The sequence below is a fragment of the Herbaspirillum sp. RTI4 genome (genome assembly GCF_034313965.1).
Taxonomy (GTDB): Bacteria; Pseudomonadota; Gammaproteobacteria; order Burkholderiales; family Burkholderiaceae_D; genus Herbaspirillum.
The window spans coordinates 2,233,630-2,257,013 of record NZ_JAVIWQ010000002.1; the positions used below are offsets into that span (position 1 = coordinate 2,233,630).

The following is a 23,384-nucleotide window of genomic DNA, read 5'->3' on the forward strand; positions in this document are numbered from 1 at the left end:
ACCTGCCCCGACGCAGCGCCGGGGCAGTGATATCAGCTAATTCAAACCACTGATTCAGTTACCTGATTCAAATACCGCGCAGCAATTCGTTGATGGCGGTTTTGGAGCGGGTTTGCGCATCGACTTTCTTGACGATGATGGCGGCGTACAGGCTGTATTTACCATCGGCCGACGGCAGGTTGCCCGGCACCACGACCGAACCGGCCGGCACGCGACCGTAAAACACTTCGCCGGTTTCGCGATCATAAATCTTGGTCGATTGGCCGATATACACACCCATCGAGATGACCGAGTTTTCTTCGACGATCACGCCTTCGACGATTTCCGAACGCGCACCGATGAAGCAGTTGTCTTCGATGATGACCGGGCCGGCTTGCACTGGCTCGAGCACGCCGCCAATGCCGACGCCGCCGGACAGGTGGACGTTCTTGCCGATCTGAGCGGCCGAACCGACGGTTGCCCAGGTATCGACCATTGCGCCTTCATCAACATACGCGCCGATGTTGACGTAGGAAGGCATCAGCACCACGTTGCGACCGATGAAGGAGCCGTGACGCGCCACTGCTGGCGGCACCACGCGGAAACCGCCCTTGGCGAAATCTTCGGCGGTGTAGTTGGCGAACTTGGTTGGTACTTTGTCGTAAAACTGCGGGTAGCCGGGTTCACCGGAACCGACGACGACATTGTCTTCCAGCCGGAACGACAGCAGGATGGCTTTCTTGACCCATTGATTGACCTGCCATTGACCGACGCTCTGACGCTCGGCCACGCGCAGGGTACCGTCGTTGAGACCGGCGATAACCGTAGCGACTGCTTCGCGGATGGCGGCAGGCGCTGCTTTCGGTGACAGGCTGGCGCGATCTTCCCAGGCTTGGTCGATGATGTTTTGGATGGAACTGGTCATGGTGTCTGGCCTATGTGCAATGAGTAAAACAACGGGAAATAAAAAAATTAAGTGCGGCAGAAAATCAAATGCGGCGGTTCAGCTCAAGCCAACTTGGCTCAGGCGCTCAGCGTGCGGGCGAAGGCAACGATGCGGTGCGCAGCTTCCAGGCATTCTTCAACCTCGGCAACCAGCGCCATGCGTATTTTTTGCTGACCCGGATTGATGCCGTGTGCGTCGCGTGCCAGATAGCTGCCGGGCAACACCGTCACATTATATTCGGCATAGAGGCGACGGGCGAATTCGGTATCGCTGATCCCGCCCAGCTTGCCGACGCCGGCCCACAGATAAAAACCGGCATCCGGCAGGCTGACATCGAGCACTTGTTGCAGCAGCGGCGTGACCTGCGCAAATTTGGCGATGTATTTGGCGCGGTTTTCACGCACATGCTCTTCATCGTTCCAGGCGGCAGCCGAAGCGGCCTGCGTGGTCGGACTCATGGAACCGCCGTGGTAAGTGCGGTACAGCAGAAACTTGGACAGGATGGCGGCATCGCCGGCAACGAAGCCGGAACGCAGACCGGGGACGTTGGAGCGTTTCGAGAGGCTGGAAAAAGCAATCAGACGGCGGAAATCGCTGCGGCCTAGCTTGTGCGCGGCTTCCAGTCCGCCTAGCGGGGCTTCGGCTTTGAAGTAAATTTCCGAATAGCATTCGTCGGAAGCGATCACGAAGCCGTAGCGGTCCGACAGCGCGAACAATTGTTCCCAGTCTGCCAGTGACAATACGGCGCCGGTCGGATTGCCGGGCGAGCAAATATAGAGCAGTTGTACCCGTTCCCAGATCGAGGCCGGCACGCTGGCATAGTCCGGCGCGAAATTACGGGCCGGGTCGGAATTGGCAAAATACGGTTGAGCGCCGGACAGATAGGCAGCGCCTTCGTAGATTTGATAAAACGGATTCGGGCACATCACCAGGGCATCTTTGGACCGCGGATCGACGACCGTCTGCGCCAGCGCGAACAGCGCTTCGCGAGAGCCGTTGACCGGCAGTATCTGCGTGGCGGGATCAATCGAAGGCAATTGATAGCGTCGTTCCAGCCAGCCGGCAATCGCCGTGCGCAAGGGGAGGCCGCCGATAGTGGAGGGGTAAACCGCCAGCCCGTCCAGATTGTCGGCCAGTGCCTGACGAATGAACGCCGGGGTAGCGTGCTTGGGTTCGCCTATACCCAGACTGATGGCGCGATGGACGGGGTCGGGCGTGATTCCGGCGAACAGCTGTTTGAGCTTTTCGAAGGGATACGGATGCAACTGGTCGAGTAATGGATTCACGGATTCACAGATTCACGGAGGAAAACGGCAGCGGCCACTCATGGAGCAATGGCCGTTCGGCAGTGTCGGGGGAAGGGCATGCACCTTCTCGGTACAGGTCGCCATTATACCGTTCGCCTGTCAGGTCGGCTTTGGCTGGCATGTCTTGCTGCGGGAGGGGGAATTTCTTGCTTTGTTCGGAGCAAGGAGGGGTAGTTTGGCGGGAGGGAAATGTCGGTTGCGAGTGGCCTGGTATTAAGTTGCTTTGGTTAATTTCTTATTTGTTTGCTTAATGATTATTTTCAGAATTTTTGGTTTTTATTAATTTTTATTAATTTTAATTTCCGCATTGGTAACTCAGAGTTTATTTATTTCGTAGGCAAATACGTTTCCCCGTTTTGTTGACATATTCCACTTTTTTGAGAGTTACGGAATGTTTTGCGCGGTGATTTTATAGAGTCATTCATTTGTTGGGGATACATTCATATCGGTTGGTTTGATCAGTGTATTTTGCTTTTTGAATAATAGTTACTCCCGCTTCATTCCGATCGAGACAATAATTGGTCTCATATTTACGATTTTTCTTTTTTGTATAGACGCCCAAATGTGCGTTATAGGGAACATCATAGCGATGTGGATGTGCAGGTATTTTTTCGTTCGCCCCCGATGGAATAACACCATATTCAATACAAGATTCTGGGTTAGACGGAGAGTAATTTTTATCGCTGCTTTGTAAATGCCACTCCTCAAAATAGGGGATTTCCGATTTTCCCCCACGCCGATAAACAGAAAATGCTTTAAAAAAATGGTTCCTTCTTTGTTCTTGAATCTATCGGATAGGAGTAGCAGGGCATTCCATTGCGCAAGGTAACGATAAGATCACCATCGCTGATGGAGGAAATGGCGCAGGCGTTATTTAACAGAAAAAACGTAAATGAAAATGCACTACTAATATAAAAAATATGGAATGCTCTGCGCGCTGGTTTTTTATGGGGATTCATTAGTTCGGTACACATATATATTTACTGGTTTTGTCGACGTACTTTGCTTTATGGATAATCGTCTCGCCGCTAAAGTTGTGACTGAGGCAATAATAAGTCATATATTTTCGGTCTTCAGTGGGCGAAAATACTGTCAAATGCGCTCTGTAGGGGACATCATAACGATGTGGTTTTGCTGGTAATTTCTCACTCGTCCCTGGGGCAACAACGCCATATTTCAGACAAGATTCTGGACTAGAGGGGGAGTAGTCTGCATTGCCGCTCTCCAACCTCCACGTATCAAACGGTGGGAGTGACGTCTCCCGATCATTCCAAGAAACGTAAAGTACCCCCATGAAATAGGATCTCTTCGCCGTATGTGAATCTATTGGATAAGAATAGCAAGGGATTCCATCGCGCAAAGTAACAATAAGATCACCATCGCTGATGGAGGACATGGCGTAAGCGCTATTTGCCAGACCGTACATAAATGCAAATACGCTACCGATATAAAAAATGCTGAATGCTCTGCACATTTTTTTATCGGCATTCATTTGTTGGGTACGCAAATATATTTACTTTTTTTGTCGACGTACTCTGTTTTTTGGATCGTTGTGGCTCCTGCTGAGTCATGGCTGAGGCAATAGTAAGTCATATATTTTCGTTCGCCCATTTTAGAAAATACTGTCATGTGGACTCGATATGGCACGTCGTAACGGTGTGCCTTTGCGGGGAATTTTTCGTGAGTTCCTGGTGCAACTACACCATATGTCAAACATGATTCCGGACTAGACGGCGAGTAAATGTCATCCGGACTCTGTAGACTCCATTTATCGAAGGATGGAAGCGATGATTCTCTGTCATTCCAGGATACATAAAGTGTCCCAAAAAAATAGGGTTCCTTTTTTGTTTGTGAATCTATCGGGTAAAAGTAGCAGGGCATGTCATTGCGTAAGGTAACGATAAGATCACCATCGCTGATGGAGGACATGGCACAGGCATTATTTATCGACACACATGACAATACGGATAAGTAAAAATTATTTCGGAAGAAGTTCAGCATTTTTTGGATCCTTTATAAATTCAGTTAGCACGCGGGATAAAAAGAGAATTTTTTTTGTATATTTCTCGTGCTGAAGCATCAATGCTGCAAAGTAATGAGCAATCAAATCTCCTTGCTGCTCCATGTTGTAGTCAGGAAGTTTTGTATGCGTGGCAGTTTCATCATATTCGTAGGCGCTGCCATTCCGATAGCCGTGGCCGCTAGGCAGCTTATAGCGGTAGTCACAGCGGATGGAGGGATAGTGACGGAAGATTTCCATCGCCTGATCGTTGAGGGTCTGGTGACAAAACACGGCGTTGTTCTTGCGCTGGCGAAGAAAAGCCATCCAGGGTTTGAGCACCATGCGGTAAAACACGACGTTGCCTTCACAGCGCTCGAGGCCGAATTCAAAGACGTAGCCGTTGAAGTAGCGCAGGCTGCCGTCTTTGCGTTTGAGTGAGAGCGTGACCAGCTTGCCTAGCACCTCAGTCAGAGGAATGCGCGGATCGTCGGACAGGACTTCGACGGTGTAGGTGAAATCGCGGGAAAGGCCTTCGTCGGCGTCGAGACGATTGGGAACAAAGAGCGCGTCGCGCTGGTAGCGTTCGGGGCCGCTCTGGGGGCAGTTGTTATCGGGGAAATCGAGGGTGAGGATGCGTTTGTGCTGGCGGTTGTAGATCCAGCGTTCGAGGTCTTTGATGGGGGGCAGCATGCGGTGGATTCTGTGAAAGAAGAATCCTCGCTAGTGTAGGCATCTGCCAAAAAGCGTCAATCCGTGGGCAATGACTTGTCCGGTAAATGCTGGGTATATTTTGAAGTCTGATTTTTAGTCATAAGAACCGGCGTTTGTTCAGACCAGGGTGAGGCGCAGATGGGGGGGAGCAGGTGAGGGCGCACATACAGTCCGCATAGAGCGAGAATGTTATGATAGCGGGTTGCAGCGGCCACTCTGGCTTGTTTTTGCTAAACTCATTCAAACAGACGATAACGTGCGCTTAACTTCCATTAAATTGTCGGGCTTCAAGTCCTTCGTCGATCCTACTAATTTCCAGGTGCCGGGCCAGCTGGTGGGCGTGGTGGGTCCCAACGGCTGCGGCAAGTCCAATATCATCGACGCTGTGCGTTGGGTGTTGGGGGAGTCGAAAGCCTCCGAATTGCGCGGCGAGTCGATGCAGGACGTGATTTTCAACGGCACGACGCATCGCAAGCCGGCCGGGCGGGCGTCGGTTGAGCTGATGTTTGACAACGGCGACGGCAAGGCTGCCGGGCAGTGGGGGCAGTACGCGGAAATCGCGGTCAAGCGCACGCTGACACGAGACGGCACTTCCACTTATTACATCAATAACCAATCTGTTCGTCGGCGCGATATTCAGGATATTTTCCTCGGCACCGGACTCGGTCCGCGTGCTTACGCCATTATCGGACAGGGGATGATTTCGCGCATTATCGAAGCGCGTCCTGAAGAGCTGCGCATTTTCCTCGAAGAAGCCGCCGGCGTTTCCAAATACAAGGAACGCCGCCGCGAGACCGAAAACCGGATCAACGATACCCGTGAAAATCTGGTGCGGGTGGAGGATATTCTGCGTGAGCTGAATGCCAATCTGTCCAAGCTGGAAGCGCAGGCGGCGGTGGCGCACAAGTTTCATGCGCTGCAAAACGATCAGGATGAGAAGCAAAAATTGCTGTGGCTGCTGCGCAAGAAGGAGGCGCAAGCCGAGCAGGAAAAATTCTTCCGCGATATCGAACGCGCCCAGACCGATCTGGAAGAGCAAACCGCCAAGCTGCGCCATGTCGAAACCGCCCTGGAGCATATGCGGCAGGCGCACTACGCCTCCGGCGATCGCTTGCATCAGGCACAGGGGCAGTTGTATCAGACCAATTCTGAAATCGGCAGTCTGGAAGCGCAAATCAAGTTCGTGATCGAATCGCGCAACCGTTTGCAGACACAGCTCAATTCGCTGACGGCGCAACGCGATCAGTGGCAGCGTCAGGGTACGCAACATCAGGATGAATTGGTCGAGGCCGAGCAGTTTCTGGAAGAGCACGCCATCCGGGTTGAGCAGGCGCAGCAGGGCGTGCAGGATTGCAGCGATCGTTTGCCGATGCTGGAGCAAGCCTGGCGTGAAGGGCAGCTCAAGACGGCCGAGTCGCGCGCCAAGATCATGCAGGCGCAGCAACAGATCGAGCTGGAAGCCGCGCATCAGCGCAATGCCGCCAACATTCTGACGGGTCTTGGCGTGCGGCGTGAGCGTCTGGTGCAGGAGAAAAACGGCCTCAATCTGCCGGATGACGCCCATTTGTCGAACTTGAAGCTGCAACTGGAAGAAAAGCAGGCGACGCTGGAAGAAGCGGCGATGCAGCTTGAGGAAGCGCAGGAGCAGCAGCCGCAACTGGAAGAGGATCGCCGTCTGGCGCAGGAAACGGTTAGCCGCGAAAGCAGCCTTTATACGCAACTTGATGCGCGTCTTTCGGCACTGAAGCAATTGCAGGAAACCGTGCAGTCCAAGGGCAAGGTACAGCCGTGGTTGCAAAAACACGGTCTGGCCGAATTGCCGCGTCTGTGGCAAAAGCTGCGCATAGAAACGGGCTGGGAAACGGCGCTGGAATCGGTACTGCGCGAACGTACTGCCGCGCTGGAAGTGTCCAATCTGGACTGGGCCAAGGCCTTTTTCAACGATGCGCCGCCAGCCAAGCTGGCCTTGTTTTCTCCGGTAGCCGCCGCCGCGCCAACGGTGCCGTCGGCCTCCGCTTTCAAACCTTTCCTGAATTTATTGCAATTGAACGACCCGGCCTTGCGCGCTCTGCTGCAAGACTGGCTGCACGAAGTCTTTATCGCCGACGATACCGCCAGCGCCTTCGCCGAGCGGGGCAATCTGCCGCCGGGCGCGTGTTTCGTCACCCGCGAAGGACATGTCGTCAGCCGTTCCAGCGTGCGGTTTTACGCTTCGGATTCAGAGCAGGACGGCATGCTGGCGCGCCAGCAAGATATCGAAAATACCGGCAAGCAGCAGCGCGCCCAGCAAATGCTGGCCGACGAAGCCAAAACCCGCGCCGTTCGCGCCGAATCGACTTTGTCGCAGGCGGCGCAGCGCTTACAGGAATTGCGTCAGCGCGTCAATTCTCTGACCCAAGCGGCACATGCTTTGCAAATCGAGGTGATGAAACTGGCCGAAGTGCAGGACAGGTTCAATCAGCGCAGCACGCAGATTGTGTCCGACCTGGCCGAAATCGCCGCGCAGGAAAGCGAACAGCAGCAGGTGCGCGAGGAATCCGAATCCCGCTTCGAGCAGCTCGATATGGAACTGGCGGATATTCAGGAGCAGCATGAAAACAGCCAGACCGATTATCTCGGCAAGGAGCAGCAGCTCAACGATGCGCGCCAGCGTCTGCGCGAGCTGGAACGGGCGGCGCAGGAAGCCGCATTCGCGGAGAAAACCCACCGCGCCAGAATCGACGAACTCAAGCGCAGTATCGGTACCGCGCTGGAGCAGGCGGCGCAGTTGTTTGCCAGCATGCAGCAGGGCAGTCTGGAACTGGAAAGTCTGGACGATCAGGCCGCGCAGGCTGGTTTGCAGGATCTGCTGGACAGGCGCACCGATCAGGAGCGTGCGCTGGCAGATGCGCGTCATGAACTTGATCAGCTCGCGCAAAATCTGCGGCAGCATGAAGAAAGTCGGATGCAGGCGGAGCGTAGTCTGCAACCGCAACGCGATCGTATTACCGAATTGCAGCTGAAAGAGCAGGCTGCACGACTGAATCAAGAGCAATACGCGCAGCAACTGGCCGAAGTGCAGGCCGACGAAGCGGCGTTGGCGGAAAAACTGAGCGACGATTTGCGCCCTTCTTATTTGCAAGGCGAGGTCACACGTTTAGGCAATGCGATTGCGGCGCTGGGGGCAGTCAATCTGGCAGCGCTGGACGAACTGGCGCAGGCGTCGGAACGCAAGAATTTCCTCGACGCGCAAAATGCCGATCTGACCGAAGCTATCAACACCTTGCAGGACGCGATTCACAAGATCGACAAGGAAACCCGCGAGCTGTTGCAGGACACCTTTGACAAGGTCAATACGCATTTTGCCGAACTGTTTCCTATCCTGTTCGGCGGCGGGCAGGCGCGTCTGACCATGACCGGCGATGAAATTCTCGATTCGGGCGTGCAGGTCATGGCGCAACCGCCAGGCAAGAAAAACGCGACCATCCATCTGCTGTCGGGTGGTGAAAAAGCACTGACTGCCACGGCGCTGGTGTTTTCGATGTTCCAGCTCAATCCGGCACCGTTTTGCTTGCTCGATGAAGTTGATGCGCCGCTGGACGACGCCAACACTGAACGGTTCTGCAAAATGGTCGAGCGGATGTCGGAGCACACCCAATTCCTGTTCATCTCGCATAACAAGATCGCGATGGAAATGGCGCAGCAACTGATAGGCGTGACCATGCAGGAACAGGGCGTTTCGCGTATCGTAGCGGTGGATATGGAATCGGCGATTGGTTTTACTGCACCAGAAGGGCAGTTGGTCTGAAGTCGCATGCTTGTAAGGCAGACGGGGGATAGTCGGCTTCATGGATTCTGTCAGAGGGCCTCTGGCTTGACAACTCTGGGGCGTAACACTACCCTGAATGGCTGGTCGCATAGGGAGATGTGCGCCAGTATTGCCGTTTTACCACTTTTCCTTCGTGCCGGAGTTACCCGCAGGGCGTGCATGTATGTACCAAAGGTGCATCCATCGTGCATAAGTTGTGCATGAGGCATACATAAGTCGCGCACTACGGCCAGCAGGTGCTGCTCGTTGGCACCTGTCCGGCATCCTCGAATTGCATCATTGAAATGAATATGAATAACAGCGCGCATCCTTACACTGAATGTTTTCACGGCGGTTTCACCCGGGCGCGTGAGGTATGACTGATCTGCAATCGAGCCTGATCGCGATCGGCGGCGTGATTCTTGTCGGCGTACTGTCCTATAACAAATGGCAGGAGCACAAGGCCCGTCGGAGCGTGGATCAGGCGTTTCCTGTTGCGCATGACGATGTGCTGATGAAGTCTGACGCCTCGTCCGGCGATACCCGCCACCTGCAACGGCAAGAGCCGGCCATGTCCCCCGCATCGACTGTCGCCTCAGATCAGGAAGCGGCGTCCGAATTTGAACCCTATCTGAAGACCGCCTTAGCATCTACCAGCGAGCAAGCCGGTCATGCCGCGCCAGTTTCGCTCGAAGAAGATGCGCCGCAGGAACCTGTCTTTTCGCTGCCCCGGCCACGCAAAACGCTGCCGGTCGATGAGCTGATTGATTGCACTATTCCTATCGCCCTCGATGCGCAAGTGCGCGGCGACAAGCTGTTGCCCTTGCTGCAAAAATTGCGTCAGGTGGGCAACAAGCCGGTGCAGTTCATCGGCCAGAACAGCAGCAACGGCGAATGGGAAGCCGTTTCCCGCGGCAGCGTCTATAACGCTCTGGCCGCCGGTGTGCAGCTCGCCAATCGCAACAGCCCGCTCAATGAGCTGGAATATTCCGAGCTGGTCATGCGCTTGCACGAAATTACCGAAACCATTGGCGCCTCTCCTGATGTGCCGGACATGATCAAAGTGATCCAGAACGCGCATATCCTGCATCGCTTCATTTCAGAACACGACGTGCAACTGAGCGTCAATGTCCGCTCCAACGGCGCACCCTGGAATATCGTGACCTTGCTGGCAGCGCTGACACGGCAAGGTTTTGACCGCCGTACCGGCAGCACGCTGGTGATGCAGGATGGCGAAAATGAAGTGCTGTTTTCGCTCACCACCAACGTCGGCGTCACAACGGAAGTGACCGATTGCCTGACCCTGCTGCTTGATGTGCCGCGTGTCGATCCCGAGCGCGACGGTTATGGCGCACTGGTCGCCTGCGCACGCTCGCTGGCAATGCGACTGGGTGGCACGCTGGTCGACGACGGCAATCAGGTCTTGTCTGAGGATGCGCTAAGCGACATCGCCGGTCAGGTCGGCGCGTTTTACGGCGCGATGGAAGCAGCCGAAATTCCGGCAGGTTCCGGTCGCGCTCTGCGTCTTTTCAGTTAAGGCCTCTTATCTCCCTCATGTCCCCGGATACTCCCCAGTCATCCGGCGCGACGCCCCCCGAATGGGTGGCTCGTGCCGCAGAGCTTACTGCGCAGCTGAATCACCATAGTTACGCGTATTACGCACTGGATCAGCCCTCGGTTCCCGACGCCGAATACGACCGTCTGTTCCAGCAATTGCAAGCGCTGGAATTACAGCATCCTGAACTGATCACTCCCGATTCGCCTACCCAGCGCGTGGGAGCGACGCCATTACCGTTTTTCCGGCAAGTCACGCATGCGGTGCCGATGTTGTCGCTGGGGAATGGTTTCAGCGATGAGGATGTGCTTGCTTTCGGCAAACGGGTTGCCGACGCATTGGCCGCTGCTGCCGGCGCAAATACGATGGACGGCAATGTTGTCGATACCGCATCCGCTCCCGTCGAATATGCCGCCGACCTCAAATTTGACGGTCTGGCGATCAATCTTCGCTACGAAAATGGACTGCTGGTCCAAGCGGCCACACGCGGCGACGGCGCGACCGGCGAAGACGTCACCGCCAATATCCGCACCGTGCGCGCTATTCCCTTGCGACTGCGGGGCGACAACATTCCGACGCTGCTCGATGTGCGCGGCGAAGTGCTGATGTACAAGGCCGATTTCGCCCGCCTCAATGAACGGCAACGCGCCGCTGGTTTGAAAGAATTCGCCAATCCGCGTAATGCCGCTGCGGGTAGTTTGCGTCAGCTGGATTCCCGCATCACAGCGCATCGCCGCTTGCGCTTTTTTTCTTACGGCATTGGTTTGCTGGAAGGCGCGGCGATGCCTGATTCGCATACCGGCTTGATGGACTGGTACCGGCAACTCGGTTTGCCAGTGTGTCAGGAACGCGCGCTGGTGCAAGGCGTCGCCGGGCTGCTCGATTTTTATCGCGACATCGGCCAGCGGCGCGCCGAACTGCCGTATGAAATCGATGGCGTGGTCTACAAGGTCAACCGTTTCGATCAGCAACAGCAACTCGGTTTTGTCGCACGCGCGCCGCGTTATGCGCTGGCGCATAAATTTCCGGCAGAAGAGGCGCTGACCACGGTGCTGGATATCGAAGTGCAGGTCGGCCGCACCGGTGCGATTACTCCGGTGGCGCGCCTGAAACCGGTAGCGGTCGGCGGCGTGATCGTGACCAACGCCACCCTGCACAATGAAGATGAAGTGCGACGCAAGGATATTCGTATCGGCGACAGCGTGATCGTGCGTCGCGCTGGTGACGTCATTCCCGAAGTGGTCGCCTATGTGCCCGAGGCAAGGACCGAGCAGGTGCGAGAATTTCAGATGCCGGTTGCCTGTCCGGTGTGCGGTTCCCCGATTGTCCGGCTGGAAGATGAAACGATTGCCCGCTGCTCCGGTGGCTGGATCAAATGCAGCGCCCAGCGCAAGGGCGGCTTGCAGCATTTCGTTTCGCGCCGGGCGATGGATGTCGATGGTCTGGGCGAGCAGCTGATCGATCAGTTGGTCGATAAAAACCTGATCGTGACTGCGGCCGATCTCTACAAACTGGGATTCGTCGCGCTGGCGGAACTGGAGCGCATGGCCGACAAGTCGGCGCAAAATGTATTGGCGGCGCTGGAGAAATCCAAATCGACGACGCTGGCGCGCTTCATTTATGCGCTCGGTATACGCCACGTCGGTGAAGCAACCGCCAAGGAATTGGCACGTCATTTCGGCAGTCTGGATGCGCTGGTCGATGCCAGCGAGCTGCAATTGCTGGAAGTGGCCGATGTCGGTCCGGTCGTGGCGCAGTCGATGATCGGTTTTTTTACCGATCCGCTGAACCGCGAATTGCTGGAACAGTTGCGTGCCGCCGGTGTGCATTGGCCGGAACATGCCGCTGCGGAACGCACACCCATGCCTTTGCAAGGCAATACTTTTGTACTGACCGGCACCTTGCCCAACCTGAGCCGGGAGGCGGCGCAGGCGCGGATTGAAGCCGCAGGGGGCAAAGTGGCGGGATCGGTATCGAAAAAAACAACGTACGTGGTGGCCGGTGCTGAAGCCGGGAGCAAACTGGCCAAGGCCGAAGAGCTGGGCATCACGATACTGGACGAGCAAAAACTCATCGCTTTATTGGAGAACGCATGATTAAGAAAGTCAGAAAAGCAGTGTTTCCTGTCGCCGGTCTCGGCAGCCGATTTTTACCGGCCACCAAGGCACAACCGAAGGAAATGTTGCCTATCGTCGATAAGCCACTGATCCACTATGCGGTGGAAGAAGCCGTTGCGGCTGGCATTACCGAAATGATCTTTATCACCGGTCGCAACAAGCGGGCGATTGAAGACCATTTCGATACCGCCTACGAACTGGAAGCGGAACTGGAAGCCGCCGGTAAAAAGGTCTTGCTCGACATCGTACGCAACGTGATCCCCAAGACGGTCAATTGCATTTTCATCCGCCAGTCTGCGCCCTTGGGTCTGGGACATGCGGTGCTGTGCGCGCGGCCGGTGATCGGCGATGAGCCGTTCGCGGTCTTGCTGGCCGACGATTTTATGGATGCTGCACCCGGCCATCCGGCGGTGATGGCGCAGATGACGAACGTCTACGCCCAAGAAGGCATGAGTCTGCTGGCCGTGCAGGAAGTGCCGCGCAGCGAAACCAAGCAATACGGTATCGTCAGCGCCACGCCATACAAGCAAGACCTCGAAAAAGTCGACGCCATCGTTGAGAAACCGAAGCCGGAAGAAGCACCGTCCACGCTGGCAGTAGTGGGGCGTTACATACTCAATAACCGTATTTTTCAGTATCTGGAAACCATCGGTCAGGGCGCAGGGGGTGAAATCCAGTTGACCGACGGTATTGCCGCTCTGATGCAGGCGGAATCGGTTCTGGCCTATCGTTATGCCGGTCAGCGCTACGATTGCGGCTCCAAGCTCGGCTATTTGAAGGCGACTGTGGCGATGGGCATGAAGCATCCCGAAACCGGTGCGGCATTTACCGAGTATCTGAAGGGTCTGGCGCAGGAGGCGCACTTTCTGTCACAGAAAACCGGCAAATAGAAGCAAACGGGGAGGGGCATGGTCTGAGTGGTGTTGCCGCCGCCTCACCCGGTAAGCCGGAAAGGAAAAACTCCCCGTCTGCATGAACTGCGCCGGGGAGTTTTTTTGAGTAAAAATTCGCTATCAGGAGTTAAACATTATGAGAATTCATCAGATATTAAAGATGGGCGATCCACGCCTGTTGTTGCAAGCCAAGCCGGTCACGCATTTTGGTACGCCGGAACTGGAGGCCTTGATTGCCGATATGTTTTACACCATGCGCGCGGTGGAAGGCGCTGGTCTGGCTGCGCCGCAGATTGGGGTCGATCTGCAACTGGTGATTTTTGGTTTCGGCAAAAATCAGCGCTATCCCGATATGCCGCCCGTGCCGGAAACGGTGCTGATCAATCCCATCCTCACGCCGCTCGACGCGACGCTGGAAGAGGACTGGGAAGGCTGCCTGTCGGTGCCGGGAATGAATGGCATGGTGCCGCGCTGGCGCGCATTGCGTTATAGCGGTTTTGATCAGCATGGTCAGCCGTTCGAGCGCGAAGTGGATGGTTTTCACGCCAGAGTAGTGCAGCATGAGTGCGATCACCTCAAGGGAATCCTGTATCCGATGAGAATCACGGATTTCAGCCGCTTCGGTTTCACCGAGGCGCTGTTTCCTGACGACGTGCCCGATATGGCCGATTGAGCGTAGCTCCGCTTTTTTGGACGCCTCATTTTTTTACTTCATATTTTTATTCCGTATTTCTGCTTCGTATAAGGAATGTCTGACGAATTTACCGGATGGCATCCCCTAGGAACGGTGATGTCCATCAGCCCCCATACGTCTGCGCTCTCACCCTGGTCTCGCACCGATGACCAGACTTCCATCAGTGCCGCACAAGAATATACAGAGTGCTGCAAGTTGGTATTTGTACTACTATCTGGCAATAGTTTCTGATAGGTAATTGAGCTGTCTTGGGCATGAAACGAGGTATTGCCCGGGTATTGTTGTTTGACCTATATGGATGCAGAGGGCAATCGGCAAGGCGATGTTTTTCCATCGCAATAGCAGAGGAGTTCCGGGGTGAAAAATGTCGCATTTGATGATGTGCAACAGTTATTGCGCTTCTTGTCCGGCAGTACCCGCCGGTGGTTATTGCGTTACCTGCCCTGGGTAAGTGAACAAGCCGGCGCAATGTCCGCCGCGGAAGTAAGGAAAGGTCTCTTTGCGATCAATCAGGATGCCGATGCCGTTCTTCCCGATCCGTCTTTCCCTCGCAGCGACCCCTTGCCTCAGTCGGAAGAACAGTTTCATTCCGTCATTGAATCGATTGATGACGCGATCATCACCAAATCCCTTCAGGGCATCATCACCGGCTGGAATTCAGCGGCGGTACGTTTATTCGGTTATTCAGCGCAAGAGGCGATAGGTCGTCCTGTCACCATCCTGTTTCCGCAATCGAATTTGCTGGACGAGGTGGCACTGCTGCGGCGGATCTATCTCGGTGAGCGCATCCCTTCCTTTGAAACGGTGCGTGTCCACAAAAGCGGCCAGCCAATCGATGTCTCGGTCACGGTATCCCCATTGCGTAACCGTCAGGGCGACATTATCGGTGCGTGCAAACTGGCGCGTGATATTTCCGAACAGAAGCAGCAGCGCGATCTGATCGCCCATGCGCTGGAAGAAAAAACGGCCTTGCTGCATGAAGTCCATCATCGCGTCAAAAACAATCTGCAAATCGTGTCGAGCCTGCTGAATTTGCAGGCGCGCAAGGTTTCGCCAGCCGGGGCGCAAGCCATTGCTGAATGTCAGGGGCGGATCAGGGCGATGGCGCTGGTGCATGAGCTGCTCTATGAATCGGACAACATGTCCGAAGTCAATTTATCCGAGTACCTGCACCGCCTGATCGTGCTGACCAAAGCCACCCATAGCGCCTCGTCGACTGGAATTGGGTTGACGTTTTCAGGTGGGAAAGAAAGCATCACCCTCGATATTCAACGAGCGATTCCCTGCGGCCTGATTATTCACGAACTGGTACTGAACGCCATCAAGCATGCTTTCATCAAGGCCAGGCAAGGCAGCATCGAGGTCAAACTGGAGCGTGTGTCGCCTGAATGCATACATTTATCGGTCAGCGATAACGGTTGTGGCATACCCGAATGGTTTCAGTGGGGCGGAACCGGTAGTGGCCTGGGAGCGCAGCTTATTCCCATGTTTGTCAGTCAGCTGCAAGGCAAATTATTGACTTCATCGTCTGAAAACGGTGCTTGTTTCACCATAGAGCTGAGCCCCGAATTGCGCCACGGTACGCAGAAAGTTGTACATGAAATTTGAAAAAATTCTGGTGGTGGAAGATGAGCCGGTAGTCGCCCTCGATTTGCAACAGACGCTGGAAGATATGGGGCATCAGGTATGCGCCATCCGCTCCACGCGGGAAGGCGCGATTGAAGCCGTGGAGCAGTACCACCCCAGTCTGGTGCTGATGGATATTCATTTGCAGGGAAGCGGCGACGGTATTGATGCCTGCGCGGCGATTTACCAGCAGTGGCAACTGCCCGTGATTTTTCTGACTGCCTATGCCGATGGAAAAACCGTTGATCGTGCTGCTGCCTGCAAGCCTTTCGGTTATCTGATGAAACCGTATCAGACGAATGAATTGCATGCCGTCATGCAGATTGCCCGATCGCGGCACGACGTCGAAATGTCCCTGATTAAATCCGAAGCGCGGCTGGCGCTGGCTATCGAAGCGGCCGAACTGGGGGCCTGGGAATGGGAATCGAAGCTCGACAGGATTAAAGGCGACACCCGGTTTTTAGGCATGTGGGGCAATACGCTGAGCCCGTTTTCTGCCGGTCTGGCTTCGCTGTTTGAGCGCATTCATCCTGAAGACCGGCCGCAAGTGGAAGCGCATTTTGAAATCATGGGATTTTTCAATTGCTGTTTCCGCGCCCAGCGCGATTCCGGCGACTACGCCTGGCTGGAAATGTACGGCAATCTGCAAAATTACGGTCCGGGAAATCAAATCGTCGTGGGTGCGCTCAGAGATGTGACGCAGCGCAAGAAAACCGAAGAAAGCCTGCGTCAGGCGAGCGTCGTTTTTGCGACCATATCCGAGGGCATCATGATCCTCGATGAATCCGGGAAGCTGATCTCGGGGAATCCGGCTTTTTTCAAACTGACCGGTTACGTGGAGAGCGAACTGCAGGGCTCTTCTCCGCGCGAATCGCTGCTGACCAAGCGCTTCGGCGATCCGACTTACGCCGAAATTGCCGTCATGCAAGAAGGTGTCTGGTCCGGCGAAGTGACCTGCCGCAGGAAAAATGGCGTCACTTTTTCCGCCTGGCAGCAGATCTGCGCCGTCCGGGATGGCTCAGGCACGCCGGTGCATTACGTCCATCTGCTGTCCGATCTGACCGGGATTCAGGAAACCGAACACCAGCTTTTGCATTTGGCTTATCACGACTTTTTGACCAAATTGCCGAATCGACGATTGATGCTCGATCGCCTGAAACACGCCATGTCTGCCAGTGCGCGAAGCGGGGAAACGGGCGCGCTGCTGTTCATTGATCTTGATGACTTCAAGACGCTCAACGACACCCAGGGACATGACGCCGGCGATTCCTTGCTGGAACAGGTCGCGGCACGTTTATTGGCCTGCGTCCGGGAGAGTGACACGGTTGCCCGCTTTGGCGGCGATGAATTCATGGTGCTGCTGGAACAATTGAGTCCAGCCCTGAGCGATGCCTGTCTGTATACGGAAATGGTCGGCAAGAAAATAGTCGCCGCTCTCAACCGCCCGTATCGACTGGGTTCCCATGAATACCACTGCTCCGCCAGTGTCGGTGCGACCTTGTTCGACGGTACCCGGCAGAAAATAGATGAATTGATCAAGCAGGCCGATATCTCCATGTATCAGTCAAAGAAAAACGGGCGCAATATGCTCAGTTTTTTCGATCCTGACATGCAGCAATCGGTCAATAAGCGCGCCGGGCTTGAGGGGGAGTTGCACAAGGCGCTTGAAAACGAGCAGTTCCAATTGCATTTTCAGATTCAGGTGAATGACAGCGGCAGGGCGGTCGGCGCGGAAGCACTGATCCGCTGGATGCACCCGCAACGGGGGGTGATTCAACCCAACGACTTTATTCCTCTGGCGGAAGAGACCGGTTTGATTCTGCCGATAGGAAGTTGGGTATTGGAAACTGCCTGTCTCCAGATTCAGGCCTGGCAACAAGACGAACAAACGCGGGACTTGGTATTGGCGGTCAATGTCAGCGCCCGGCAATTGCGTCAGCCTGATTTTGGCGATCGGGTCCGGATGTTGGTGCAGTGCTACGCTATTGCGCCCAAACTGCTGAAGCTGGAGATTACGGAAAGCATGCTGCTCTCCAACATCGAAGAAACGATTGAGACCATGACCATGCTGAAAAAAGCCGGCATTCAGTTCTCGCTGGATGACTTCGGTTCCGGTTATTCCTCCTTGCAATACCTCAAACGCTTGCCGCTGGATCAATTGAAAATTGATCAGTCTTTTGTGCGTGATCTTGCCAGCAATCAGAGTGACCGGACTATCATCAAAACGATTATTACGATGGCAAAAAATCTGAATCTGGAGGTCATTGCGGAGGGGGTGGAGACAGAGGATCAGAAAAATCTGTTACAGGGCAAAGGCTGCAACCTGTTTCAAGGCTATCTGTTTGGCAAACCGGTGGCGATTGATGAATTCCATGCCTCGTTGCGTCGCCTGCAGGTGCCGCCAGCGATCTAAGGGCTGCGCTTGGCGCTCGGGGCGCCGCATAAAGCAGGCTGACTAAATCCCACTGGCTAGGCCCACTGGTTAAGGCCCACTGGCTAAGGCCGGCTCACGCTGCCTACCGGCTCTCTGGCGATCATTCCTCCGCCAGAGAGCTACCGGGCATAGCAGACTGCATCGAGCCAGATACCCGGGGCGCGGCATTTGGCTTTCTTGTATTACGCTTCCTTTATCCGCTTTGCGATATGTTCCAGCGCCTCTTCGACCTGATCGATCAGAATCAGGCACAGATCGCCCGGTGCCAGTCGCGCCAGAGCGGTATCGATGGCAAGGAATTCGCCATTGATTTCTTCCGTATGGCGGGTGCGGCGCGCATTCTTCAGACCTTCGCGCAACAGCCCCAGCACTTCGCCGTCAGGACGGCCGCGCTGGCATTGATCCTGATACAGCACCACATCGTCGAAGGCGTCGCCGAGGATTTCGGTCTGATGCCGGATATCGATATCGCGCCGGTCGCCGGCACCGCTGATGACGACGGAACGACGCACTGCCGGCATGGCATCGACCGCCTTGACCAGCGCCAGGATGGCATCGGGATTGTGGCCGTAGTCGGCAATCAGGGTCGCCCCGCGGTAGTCGAAGACGTTGAAACGTCCCGGCGCAGTCGCCGCATCGTTGACGAAGCTGGCCAGACCGCTGCGCAGCGTTTCCCATGGCAAACCAAGCGCCCATCCGGCCGCCAGTGACGCCATGGCATTTTCAGTCTGGAAGCTGATCGCGCCGTTGCGCGTGAGCGGAACCGATGACAGGGCGATACGTTGTTCCTTCTTGCCTTCGATGGCGACGATATCACCGCCGTCGAGGAATACCACGCGCTGACCCTGGGCGCGATGGGCGGCCATGATAGGCAGGTGCTGGTCGATGGCAAAGAAGATCACTGCGCCAGTGCAGGATGCGGCCATTTTGGCAACCATAGGATCGGCCGCATTGAGTACGGCGAAGCCAGTGGGAGCGACGTTTTCCACTACCACCCGCTTGACCACGGCCAGATCTTCCACGGTACTGATATAGCTCAGTCCCAGATGGTCGCCCATGCCGATATTGGTCACGACAGCGACCTGGCAACGGTCGAATCCCAGACCTTCGCGCAAGACGCCGCCGCGTGCAGTCTCAAACACCGCCGCATCGACATCGGGATGGAACAGGATATTGCGGGCGCTGCGCGGGCCGCTGCAATCGCCGGTATCGATGCGTTCGCCAGCGACGTAGACGCCATCGGAATTGGTCATGCCGACGCGCAAGCCGCGACAGGCCAGCAAATGCGCGATCAGACGTACAGTCGTAGTTTTGCCATTGGTGCCGGCGACTGCCACCACCGGAATGCGGCCGTCATCGCCTTCTGCGAACATGGTGGAAACGATGGCCTTGCCGACGGCGCGCCCCTTGCCGTAAGACGGGTTCAGATGCATGCGCAAGCCGGGCGCAGCATTGACTTCGACAATGCCGCCTTCCTGCTCTTCCATCGGTTTGTGGACGCTGTTGCAGACCACATCGACGCCGCAGATGTCCAGTCCGACCATTTGCGCCGCGGCAATCGCACGCGCTGCCAGTTCAGGATGAACGTCATCGGTGACGTCGGTGGCGGAACCGCCGGTACTCAGGTTGGCGTTGTTGCGCAGGACGATACGGACACCGTGGGCCGGGACCGATTCGGCGTGGTAGCTCTGTTTTTCCAGAGTCGCCACGGCGATTGAATCGAAGCGAATCTTGGTCAGAGCGGTGGCATGACCGTCGCCGCGCAGGGGGTCGCTGTTGACCTGATCGACCAGCTGACGGATGGTATGCACGCCGTCACCGATGACTTGCGGCGGATCACGACGGGCGGCAGCGATCAGGTTGCCGCCGATGACCAGCAGGCGGTAATCGTGACCGGGCATATAGCGCTCGACGATGATCTCCGAGCAGATGTGGGACGCCACCTCGAAGGCCGCCATCACTTGCTGTTTGGTGTTGATATTGACTCCCACACCCTTGCCCTGATTACCGTCGCGCGGCTTGACCACCACGGCGCTGCCGATTTCTTCCGCTGCGGCCCAGGCGTCTTCGGCCGTGCTGACGACGCGTCCGTAAGGCACCGGCACGCCAGCTGCGTGCAGCAGCATCTTGGTTAATTCTTTGTCCTGCGCAATCGATTCTGCAATCGCGCTGGTGGCATCGGTTTCTGCCGCCTGGATGCGATGCTGTTTGCTGCCCCAGCCAAATTGCACCATGCTGCCGTCGGTCAGGCGACGGTAGGGAATGCCGCGCTGCAAAGCGGCCTGCACGATCGAGCCGGTGCTGGGTCCGAGACGGACGTCTTCGTCGAGTTCACGCAGACTGGTCAGTGCGGAAAGCAGGTCGAAGGATTGGTTGGCGCTGGCAGCCAGACAAAGCTGCTGCGCCAGTTCAAATGCCAGACGACCGACGGCTTCTTCGCTGTATTCGACGATGACCTGATAGACCCCAATTTCCGTCGTGGGGACGGTGCGGCTGAAGGTGACCGGGCAGCCGGCTTGTGCTTGCAGCCCGAGGGCGGCGACTTCCAGTGCATGCGCCATGGAGACATCGCCAGTGCGCCCGGCCGGTTGCAGAAAACCGATTTGCGGAAAGCGGGCGCGCAGCCGGGTTTCGAACCCTGCAATGTCGCTGATGGCGCGTTCACTGTCGCCGCAGGAAACGATTGCTTCGATTGCCGTATGCCGGCTCCACAAGTTGGGGCCGCGCAAAACGCGGATACGGGAGACGTCCATCAACGGTATTCCTGAAAGTTGGGCAGGTCGCAGCGACCTGTTGCGGTAGTGGGAGAGAGCACTGTCGGGCAGGTTGGCTCAGACTGCATGGATTTTACTTTTGGTGATTTGCTCGGCGGCCTGTTCGGTTCCGAACAGTTCTATGCCGGCGCGAATCAGATCGGCGGGCAAGTCCAGCGCCCAGGCAGCGGCGACGGCGGCCAGTACATTTTCGATCTGGAAATCGACCGTGCCGCCCGCCGTCAGCGGAATGGCGTCGATGCGGGTCAGGACGGTTTCCTGTTTACCGGTCGCCTGAATAATGCTGCCGTCGCGCACGAAGACGGCGCGCTTTCCTTCTGCCAGATGGGCGGCAATGACCGCTGCGTTGCCGTCTATGCCGAAATACAGCACTTCGCCGTCGCATAAGGGTGCCAGACCGACCACGAGAGTATCGTCGGCGTTGAGGACGGCCACGCCGCTTGGCAGGACGACGTCGATCTGGGTGCGCTTGACCTTGGCGGCCATGTCGTCGGCGTTGTGAATATAGTATTCCGGCAGGCTCACGGTGGAACCGATGTTGGCGATCACGCCGACCTGGCAGCGGTCGTAGGCCAGCCCGTCGCTCAGGATGGATTCAGCGCCATTTTCAATGACGGCGGCTTCCACGGCGCGGTTGAGCAGGACGCGGCGACCGGCGTTCCAGGTGGCGCAATTGCTCTTGTCGGCCAGCCGTTCGGCAAAGTACAGGCCATCGCCGCAGGCCAGACCGACATGCTTGCCGCTGAGGTGGATGATGCGCGCCACCAGACGGGCAATAGTCGTTTTGCCGTGGGTGCCGGTGATGCCGACCACGGGAATGCGGCCATTCTCGCCAGCGGCGAACAAATGGGCGACGATGGCTTCGCCCACCGGACGCGGATTTCCCCGCGAGGGTTTCAGATGCATGAGCAAACCGGGACCGGCGTTGACTTCGACGATGGCAGCGCGTTGTTCGGCCAGCGGACGCGAAATATCTTCAGCAACCAGATCAATGCCGGCGATGTCGAGGCCGACGATGCGCGCAGCCAGTTCCACCGCAGCAGCAACGCTGGGGTGGACTTCGTCGGTGACGTCGATATCGATATTGCCGCTGCGCAGCAGCAGGACTTCTCTGCCGTCTTCCGGTACTGAGTCGGCATCCAGTCCCTGACGCGCCAGTTCCAGCTGGGCGGCCGGGTCTCTGTCGAGTTTGACCAGATTGAAGGGATGCTCTTCGGTATCGCCGCGACGCGGGTCGGTGTTGAGGATGGCGATCAGTTGCGCGATGGTGGACCGACCGTCGCCGTGCAGCAGGGTCGGTTCGCCGCGTGCGGCAGCGGCCAGTTTGCCGCCGACGACCAGCATGCGGTGTTCATTGCCGCGGATGTAGCGTTCGACGATGACATTGCTGCCTTCGTTGAGTGCGACGGCGTAGGCGGTTTCTATGTCTTGCCGGGTGCTGAGGTCGATGAAGACGCCGCGACCGTGGTTGGCGTCGGAGGGTTTGACCACGACCGGCAAGCCGATGTCTTGCGCGGCGTCCCAGGCGTCATCGGGACTATCGACGATGCGGCCTTCGGGAATCGGCACGCCGCAGGCTTGCAGCATGGTTTTGGTCAGGTTCTTGTCGCGCGAAATGCTTTCGCCGATGGCGGTGGTCTGGTCGGTTTCGGCCGTCCAGATGCGGCGCTGGCGTGCGCCATAGCCGAGTTGCACCAGGTTGCCTTCGGATAAACGCATGGAAGGGATGCGGCGGGCATCGGCGGCATCGACGATGCAGGCGGTGCTCGGCCCCAGACAGAGGGAATCCACCATGTCGCGCAGCTTGGCAATGCCGGTGGCGAGATCGTAGGGTTTGTTTTCGATGGCGGCCATCACCAGATCGCGGCCGATGTGAAGGGCGGTGCGGGTGACTTGTTCGTGCCGGGCGCGAACGACGACCTTGTAGATGCCGCGTTCGCCGGTTTCGCGTGCTTTGCCGAACCCGCCGGGCAGGCCGGCCAGGTTTTGCAGTTCGAGCGTGACGTGTTCCAGAATGTGACCGGGCCAGGTTCCTTCTTGCAGACGTTGCAGGAAGCCGCCGCGTTCGCCATAGCTGCAACGGTGTTCGATCAGGGTGGGCAGCCAGGCGGTCAGTCGTTCATTGAAGCCGGGCAGGGTGTCGGAAGGGCAGTCTTCAAGCTCTCCGATGTCGATCCATACTTCCAGTGCCGAGCGATAAGTCCAGATATTCGGTCCGCGTAAAGACATGATGCGGAGAAATTCGATATTTTTCATGTAATGGTAGTCAGGGCAGTAGGTCGCCAGAAAAACAGCGCAACGAGAGAGAATAACGCTTTCAATGCGGTTTGGTTTACCGGAAGCCCTCTGGGGAGTGGATAAATTTTCGAATTTATCCAGAAATTACTGGAGGAGGAGGAGGACTTATACATTTTTAACAATTTTTTTGTTTTTAACGGTTTTGTATTCCGGGGCGGGCTGGTTGTGCAAGGGGTCCTGTCTTGGCTCGGTAGTGTCATGCAGGCTTGAGCCAGACAGGATTTTTCTCTTGAAAATGGGAGGTATGCCTGCCTTGCGCAC

13 protein-coding genes are annotated in these 23,384 nt (G+C 56.4%); 7 read left to right on the plus strand and 6 right to left on the minus strand.

The genetic code is table 11. From position 1 onward, the window contains the following. Positions 1-67: 67 nt before the first annotated feature. The 4 genes from dapD to RGU70_RS10100 all read right to left on the minus strand — a co-directional run bounded on the left by dapD (position 68) and on the right by RGU70_RS10100 (position 4,924). On the minus strand, positions 68-904 hold the full coding sequence (dapD, locus tag RGU70_RS10085) for a 2,3,4,5-tetrahydropyridine-2,6-dicarboxylate N-succinyltransferase (protein ID WP_322209265.1): 837 nt from the start codon (positions 902-904) through the stop codon (positions 68-70). 98 nt (positions 905-1,002) lie between these two features. Next, positions 1,003-2,211: a succinyldiaminopimelate transaminase gene (dapC, locus tag RGU70_RS10090; protein ID WP_322209266.1), complete on the minus strand. Its 1,209-nt coding sequence runs from the start codon at positions 2,209-2,211 to the stop codon at positions 1,003-1,005. Between the two features lie 979 nt (positions 2,212-3,190). After that, positions 3,191-3,739: a hypothetical protein gene (locus RGU70_RS10095; RefSeq protein WP_322209267.1), complete on the minus strand. Its 549-nt coding sequence runs from the start codon at positions 3,737-3,739 to the stop codon at positions 3,191-3,193. A gap of 471 nt (positions 3,740-4,210) precedes the next feature. Then, entirely contained in the window at positions 4,211-4,924 is a 714-nt protein-coding gene (locus tag RGU70_RS10100) for a contractile injection system protein, VgrG/Pvc8 family (protein WP_322209268.1), read from the minus strand. A gap of 277 nt (positions 4,925-5,201) precedes the next feature. On the opposite strand from RGU70_RS10100, the gene smc reads away from it, so the two are divergent. The 7 genes from smc to RGU70_RS10135 all read left to right on the plus strand — a co-directional run bounded on the left by smc (position 5,202) and on the right by RGU70_RS10135 (position 18,030). Beyond that, positions 5,202-8,732 (plus strand): chromosome segregation protein SMC, encoded by a 3,531-nt coding sequence (gene smc / locus RGU70_RS10105; RefSeq protein ID WP_322209269.1) that lies wholly within the window; start codon positions 5,202-5,204, stop codon positions 8,730-8,732. Positions 8,733-9,108: 376 nt separating this feature from the next. After that, positions 9,109-10,269, plus strand: a complete 1,161-nt coding sequence (locus tag RGU70_RS10110; RefSeq protein ID WP_322209270.1) for a cell division protein ZipA C-terminal FtsZ-binding domain-containing protein — start codon at positions 9,109-9,111, stop codon at positions 10,267-10,269. A gap of 17 nt (positions 10,270-10,286) precedes the next feature. Then, complete coding sequence (gene ligA, locus RGU70_RS10115) at positions 10,287-12,383, plus strand: NAD-dependent DNA ligase LigA (protein ID WP_322209271.1); 2,097 nt, start codon at positions 10,287-10,289, stop codon at positions 12,381-12,383. Beyond that, entirely contained in the window at positions 12,380-13,294 is a 915-nt protein-coding gene (gene galU / locus RGU70_RS10120; protein ID WP_322209272.1) for a UTP--glucose-1-phosphate uridylyltransferase GalU, read from the plus strand. The genes ligA and galU overlap by 4 nt, the downstream gene beginning before the upstream one ends. 139 nt (positions 13,295-13,433) lie before the next feature. Next, positions 13,434-13,970: a peptide deformylase gene (gene def / locus RGU70_RS10125; RefSeq protein WP_322209273.1), complete on the plus strand. Its 537-nt coding sequence runs from the start codon at positions 13,434-13,436 to the stop codon at positions 13,968-13,970. A gap of 378 nt (positions 13,971-14,348) precedes the next feature. Then, on the plus strand, positions 14,349-15,599 hold the full coding sequence (locus RGU70_RS10130; RefSeq protein ID WP_322209274.1) for a sensor histidine kinase: 1,251 nt from the start codon (positions 14,349-14,351) through the stop codon (positions 15,597-15,599). Then, a complete protein-coding gene (locus RGU70_RS10135) occupies positions 15,589-18,030 on the plus strand; it encodes an EAL domain-containing protein (protein ID WP_322209275.1) in 2,442 nt (813 codons plus the stop codon). Before RGU70_RS10130 ends, RGU70_RS10135 begins: the two co-directional genes overlap by 11 nt. Before the next feature lie 203 nt (positions 18,031-18,233). Here the strand turns inward: RGU70_RS10135 and cphA (RGU70_RS10140) are convergent, their stop codons facing one another. Together cphA (RGU70_RS10140) and cphA (RGU70_RS10145) are read right to left on the minus strand one after the other, a co-directional pair. Beyond that, positions 18,234-20,804 carry a cyanophycin synthetase gene (cphA, locus tag RGU70_RS10140; RefSeq protein WP_322209276.1) on the minus strand — a complete coding sequence of 857 codons (2,571 nt, stop codon included), beginning with the start codon at positions 20,802-20,804 and terminating at the stop codon, positions 18,234-18,236. Positions 20,805-20,882: 78 nt separating this feature from the next. Beyond that, positions 20,883-23,081, minus strand: coding sequence for a cyanophycin synthetase (gene cphA / locus RGU70_RS10145; RefSeq protein WP_322209277.1), 2,199 nt, complete (start codon positions 23,079-23,081; stop codon positions 20,883-20,885). Positions 23,082-23,384: the final 303 nt, after the last annotated feature.